We start from the raw sequence: 6,532 nt of genomic DNA, 5'->3' as shown, positions 1-6,532 counted from the left end.
AAGTCTTCGTGGTGCAGGTGTAGCCAGTCGTAGAGGTGTAGGTCACCCCGCAGGATTTCCTCGTCGTAGACCACTTCGTAGGGAATCTCGGCGTAGTTGAGTACCAGCAATACAGCATCGGTATCTTCGAAGGTCGCCTTACTTACTTTGATGGGACTATACACGACAATACGGGCGGCTTTATATAGTTTCACCACGTCCATATTCACGTTCGGATTCGTGATCGACTGGAGTAGGGTAGTCACCGCCGCGTCGGAAATGACTTCGTAGGAAACGCCGCGAAGTTTACATTCCAGATCCAGCTCTTTCGAATACTGCATCAGAAAACTACCGCCCCGATAGTTGAGGAGCCAGTCTATCTCCCGATCCGCTTTCAGCTCCCGATACGCCAGCCCGTATGCTTTGAGATGATTGGTCTGCTGGGCATCCATGGGAATCAGCAGCGAGTTGGCCCAGCTATTGGCAACTACCAGTAGCCCTAAAAAACAGATAATCCCGAATGTCCTCATGTTCGTAGTGATTTACCATACCGAAAGCAAAGAGTAACTGGAAGAGTATCTGTAAGTTATGGAATCCTTTTAGTCTTTCCTATGCATTCGCGACGCAGGCCCGGAAAATCACGATGCCTCATACTTACCGGAAGAACTTACAGGGGTTGGACGGGGTTAGAGAAAGGAGTTTCTGGGGAATTGATGGCGGTCGGCGATCGCTCGTTAGTTTTAAGTTGATCGTTGCTGGTTGTTAGGGGGTAGTAATTTTCTTTCCGGGTAATAGATACTCGAATCCAGCCTAGCTGCTGAACAAAGTGGAAAGAGTAGTGGGTGGAATCGAGTACCTGTCATTGCCCTAACGGTTAAAAAAGCGGCAAGCACCTTTACCGTTCCCTCAGTACCTTTGGTCTTTGAAAAGACTGAAGGTGTTTTTTATTCAGTTTTGCCGAGCTTCTTACACTGCATTATGGAATCCAATACGCCCTTACAACTGGCAGCCGAGTTCATCCATTTTACCAATAAAAACATTTTTCTGACCGGAAAAGCCGGTACCGGAAAGACTACCTTTTTACACGGATTAAAGAAAACCCTGCAAAAGCGAATGGCCATTGTCGCTCCTACGGGAGTAGCTGCCATCAATGCCGGGGGCGTTACGATTCACTCTTTTTTTCAGCTACCCTTTGGTCCGTACGTACCCGACGGCTCGACGCAGCGGCAGTTTCGTTTCGGCAAGGAAAAAATCAACCTCATCAAAAGCCTGGATTTACTGGTCATTGATGAAATCAGTATGGTGCGGGCCGATACGCTCGACGGAATCGACGACGTTCTGCGGCGGTACAAGAATCGGGACTTACCCTTCGGCGGCGTACAGTTGCTGATGATTGGCGACTTGCACCAGCTCTCACCGGTGATTAAAGACGAAGAATGGGCCTTACTAAAACCTTATTACAACTCCGTCTATTTTTTCAGTAGCCGGGCTTTGCAGGAAAGTAATCCCGTCCGGATTGAACTAACGCACATTTACCGGCAGTCAGATACCTTTTTTATTGACTTACTGAATCAGATTCGGGAAAATCAGTTGAGTACCGAAACCTTGCAGGCCCTCAATCAGCGGCATATTCCGGATTTTAAACCGAAGGAAGACGAAGGGTACATTACGCTGACTACCCATAACGATACGGCTCTGAAAATCAACAAAGTAAAATTAGATGAGCTAAAGGGCAAGAAATATACGTTTGAAGCTACAATCAAGGATGAATTCCCGACGTATGCCTATCCTACCGAACCAGAACTGACGCTGAAAATCAATGCCCAGGTAATGTTCGTTAAAAACGACGCTTCACGGGACAAGCTGTTTTATAACGGGAAAATCGGTCGAATTACCCGCATCGAAGACGAAACCATTTACGTCAAGTGCAAGGAAGATTACGCCGAAATTCCAGTACAGCCCGTGGAATGGCAAAATGTGAAGTACATCCTGAATGCAGAAACGAAAGAGATTGAAGAGCAGGTAATTGGCAGCTTCACTCAGATGCCGCTAAAACTAGCCTGGGCCATTACAATTCACAAAAGTCAGGGACTGACCTTCGAAAAAGCCATTATCGACGCCAATCTTTCCTTCGCCCACGGACAGGTATACGTAGCCCTGAGTCGCTGCAAAAGTTTTGAAGGCATGGTGCTGCGAAATCCACTTTCGTTGAGCAGTGTCAAAACGGATGGATTGGTATCCGCGTATAACCGGGCGGCCAGCCAGCAGATTCCTGATGAAAAACAACTGAGAGAAGCCAAAATTGCCTTTCAGCAAACGATTTTATACGAACTGTTCAACTTCTCGGAAATTCGCTCGACCAGACAGTATTTGGGCCGACTGCTTGATACGCATCAGACGGTAATCAATCCGGCCATTCGTCAGGCCCTGCAACGGATTCGAACCGCTTCCGAAGAGGCGATTGATAGCGTTTCCGGAAAATTTCAGCAGCAATTGTCGCAGTATTTTCAGCAGGGAGGCTTGCCGGAAGAACAGGAGGCTTTGATGAGCCGCGTACAAAAAGGCTGTCAGTACTTTCTGGAAAAATTTGAAAGCATTTTTGACGCCGAGACGCTGGACGTGGAAACGGACAACCAACTGGTGAAAAAGTCAGTGGGGCAGGCTCTGGAAAACTACCAGCGACTCGTGGCTATCAAGCGAGCGACGTTACAGGCTGGCATGAAAGGCTTTACGACCAGCGATTACCTGCGGGCGAAAGCCAATGCGGATATTGATTTCAAGGTGCGAACCAAAGCGGCCGCGACCAGTAGTAAATCGAGCCCCAGAGCAAGTAAAGACATGGCTCACCCCGAGCTGTACTACGCCTTGAAGACCTGGCGGGACAGTCAGGCGGCGGAACGGGATGTGCCGGTATACATCATTTTGCCCCAAAAATCACTCGTTGAATTAGTGGAAGTACTGCCTACCACACTGGCCGAACTGGAAACTGTGAAAGGGATTGGTAAGGCAAAAGTCAAAGAATTTGGGTCGGAAATCATTGAGATCATTCAGGAGTACTGCGAAGAAAATCGGGTAGAAAAAGAAGTCATTGAGATTCCGCTGAAGAAAGAAAAGGTAGATACCAAACGCGTCAGCTTCGAGCTGTTTCAGGACGGGAAAACACTGGAAGAAATTGCCGAGGAACGCGGTCTGAATGTCGGTACTATCGAAGGACACCTGCTGCATTACGTGGGTGTGGGCGAGCTGGATGTGTATGATCTATACCCGAAAACTCGATTGATGCCAACCATTGAGTACGTGCGGGAACATCCCCAGCAGTCGTTAGGTGAAATAAAACTGGCCTTGGGCGAAGCCGTTTCATATAGCGAAATCAAGGCCGCTTTAAAGTATCTGGAATCGCTCCAGGATTAAGTTTAGGTAATCCGGAAGCGGAAGGTATGTAAAGCTTCCTTACCTTCTGCTCAAATTTCCGTACTTTCGCGGCTTGAAACCGGTTTCAGAAGCTGAAAACCGTAAACTGAACACTGACCAATGGAGTACGCTTTTCGCGATATTGAGAAGAAATGGCAGGAGTTCTGGGAGAAAAACCAGACCTACCGCGTCGAAAACCAGTCTGAATTACCCAAGTACTATGTGCTGGATATGTTTCCGTACCCTTCCGGAGCGGGTCTGCACGTAGGGCACCCGCTGGGCTACATCGCCAGCGATATTTTCAGTCGGTACAAGCGGATGAAGGGATTCAACGTTCTGCACCCGATGGGTTTCGACAGTTTTGGTCTACCTGCCGAACAGTACGCCATTCAGACGGGGCAACACCCGGCCATTACGACCGAACAAAACATTACCCGATATATTGAACAATTGAAGAACATCGGTTTCAGCTTCGACTGGAGTCGGGAAGTTCGCACGTCCAATGCCGATTATTACAAATGGACGCAGTGGATTTTTATGCAATTGTTCAACCACTATTACGACAAAGACGCCGACAAAGCTCTGCCTATCACGACGCTTACGGAAACCTTCGCCCAAAAGGGGTCGAAAGGTGTAAATGCCGTTTGCGACGAAGACGCACCCGTATTTACAGCGGAAGAATGGCAGGCGAAAAGCGAACAGGAGCAGTACGAAATTACGCTGAAGTATCGTCTGACGTATCTGGCCGATGCCGTCGTGAACTGGTGTCCGGGTTTGGGTACCGTTCTGGCTAACGATGAGGTGAAGGACGGCGTATCCGAACGTGGCGGTTTTCCGGTTGAAAAGAAACTGATGCGTCAGTGGATGATGCGGATTACGGCCTACGCCGACCGTTTACTGAATGGTCTGGATACGATCGACTGGTCGGAATCAATCAAAGAACAGCAACGCAACTGGATTGGCCGTTCGCAGGGTGCCAGCGTAAAGTTTCAGGTGGAAGGTCAGGAACAGACAATTGAAGTGTTTACGACGCGGGTGGATACCATCTATGGCGTGAGCTTCATGGTAATCGCTCCCGAACACGAACTGGTGCCTTCGCTGACGACGCCCGAGCAGAAAGAAGCCGTGGATGCGTACGTAGATGCCACCAAACGCCGCTCGGAGCTGGATCGGATGATGGAAGTGAAGAAAATATCCGGCGTCTTTACGGGTAGCTACGTCATCAATCCATTTAACGAAGCGAAAGTCCCTATCTATCTGGCTGATTATGTACTGGCTGGTTACGGAACGGGTGCCGTCATGGGCGTGCCTTCCGGCGATCAGCGGGACTGGAATTTTGCCACACACTTCGATCTGCCCATCGTACCGATTCTGGATGCTCAGAAAGACATCGATCAGCAGGCGGATGCTACCAAAGAAGGTCAGTATATCAATTCCGGCATCATTAACGGAATGACGTACAAGGAAGCGACACAAACGCTGACGAACTGGCTGGAAGAACGTGGCCTTGGCAAAGGGAAAGTCAACTACCGGATGCGGGATGCCGTATTCAGTCGCCAGCGGTACTGGGGTGAGCCCGTACCGGTGTACTTCAAAAATGGCTTACCGTATCTAATCGACGAAAGCGATCTGCCGCTGGAATTACCCGCCGTTGACAAATACCTGCCGACCGAAACGGGCGAACCACCGCTGGGCCGGGCTGCCGATTGGAAGTACAAAGGCGAGTATGAGTACGAGCTGAGTACAATGCCGGGCTGGGCGGGTTCGTCGTGGTACTGGTTCCGGTATATGGATCCGAAAAACGGAAACGAACTGGCCTCGAAAGAAGCCATTGACTACTGGCAGAACATTGATCTGTACGTAGGAGGATCGGAACACGCGACGGGTCACCTGCTATACTCACGTTTCTGGAATAAATTCCTGAAAGACATCGGCATTGCTCCCGAAGAAGAGTTTGCCAAAAAACTGGTCAACCAGGGGATGATTCAGGGGCGTTCGAACTTTATATACCGGGTGAAAGAATCACAGCCAGTAACGTTCGTGAGCTTTGAATTGAAAGACAAATACGACGTCACCCCGCTACACGTGGACGTGAACATCGTAGAACAGGACGTACTGGATGTAGAAAAATTCAGGGCTTCGCGTACGGACGTTCCCGAAGATGCCCTGTTTATCATGGACGGCGATAAGTTTGTTTGCGGCTGGGAAGTGGAGAAAATGTCCAAGTCCAAATTCAACGTCGTGAATCCTGATGATGTAGTAGAAAAATACGGAGCCGATACTTTACGCCTGTACGAAATGTTCCTTGGGCCACTGACGGATTCCAAACCCTGGAATACTAATGGCATCAGCGGAACGTTCAATTTCCTGCGGAAACTCTGGCGGTTGTTCTACGAAGATCAGACGGGTAAATACCTGGTCACGGATCAGCAACCCACGCCCGAAGAACTGAAAGCTCTGCATAAGGCAATCAAGAAAGTAGGCGAGGACATTGAAGTCCTGTCCTTCAACACGTCCGTACCGGCTTTCATGGTACTGGCCAATGAACTGACTACGCTGAAATGTAACAAGAAAGTCATTCTGAGCGATTTTGTTCGGATTCTGGCTCCCTTTGCTCCGCACATTTGTGAAGAATTGTGGGTAGCCTTGGGGAACGAACCCGGTACCGTAACGAAGCAGCCATTCCCCGTATTCAACCCGGCGTATCTGGTCGAAAACTCCTTCGATTATCCGATCCAGATCAACGGAAAAGTACGGGCCACGCTAACCTTTGCCGCTGACGCTCAGCCGAAAGACATTGAAGCGGAAGTACTGGCCAATGAAACGGTACAGAAGTGGCTGGAAGGCAAAACCCCCAAGAAAGTGGTGGTGGTACCCAAGCGGATTGTCAACGTGGTAATCTAGTATGGTATCCTGTACCGTCCTGAAATCCGGGAAATTTTAGCTTAGCGTATAAGAGTAAGTATAAAGCCGGGTCGTCTCTTTACTAGCAAGAGGCCGACCCGGCTTTAGTGTTTAGTTGAAATGTTTAATGGTTAGGCAGAAAGGCCCCGGTGTTACCGGGGTTTTTTGTTGGGGGAGTTTAGGGTTTTGAGCGGCCGCCGCTGCGGTTTTGAGTTTTGAGTTTTGAGTTTTGAGTTTT

Annotated in this window: 2 protein-coding genes and 1 pseudogene; 2 read left to right on the top strand and 1 reads right to left on the bottom strand. The window is 49.2% G+C overall.

What is annotated here, in order from left to right; all coding sequences use genetic code 11:
* Positions 1-509: pseudogene (locus BWI93_RS07355) on the bottom strand (asparagine synthetase B); the annotation flags it as partial.
* 448 nt (positions 510-957) lie between these two features.
* On the opposite strand from BWI93_RS07355, the gene BWI93_RS07350 reads away from it, so the two are divergent.
* Together BWI93_RS07350 and leuS are read left to right on the top strand one after the other, a co-directional pair.
* Positions 958-3,390 carry a helix-turn-helix domain-containing protein gene (locus BWI93_RS07350; protein ID WP_094809751.1) on the top strand — a complete coding sequence of 811 codons (2,433 nt, stop codon included), beginning with the start codon at positions 958-960 and terminating at the stop codon, positions 3,388-3,390.
* 120 nt (positions 3,391-3,510) lie between these two features.
* On the top strand, positions 3,511-6,294 hold the full coding sequence (gene leuS / locus BWI93_RS07345; protein WP_094809749.1) for a leucine--tRNA ligase: 2,784 nt from the start codon (positions 3,511-3,513) through the stop codon (positions 6,292-6,294).
* Positions 6,295-6,532: the final 238 nt, after the last annotated feature.

It is taken from the genome of Siphonobacter sp. BAB-5385, from assembly GCF_002261125.1.
GTDB lineage: Bacteria > Bacteroidota > Bacteroidia > Cytophagales > Spirosomataceae > Siphonobacter.
This window is presented reverse-complemented; position numbering and strand designations above follow the sequence as displayed.

Coding starts and splice junctions, on each gene's coding strand:
- leuS (WP_094809749.1), top strand. CDS start 3,511: ATGGAGTACGCTTTTCGCGATATTGAGAAGAAATGGCAGGAGTTCTGG.
- BWI93_RS07350 (WP_094809751.1), top strand. CDS start 958: ATGGAATCCAATACGCCCTTACAACTGGCAGCCGAGTTCATCCATTTT.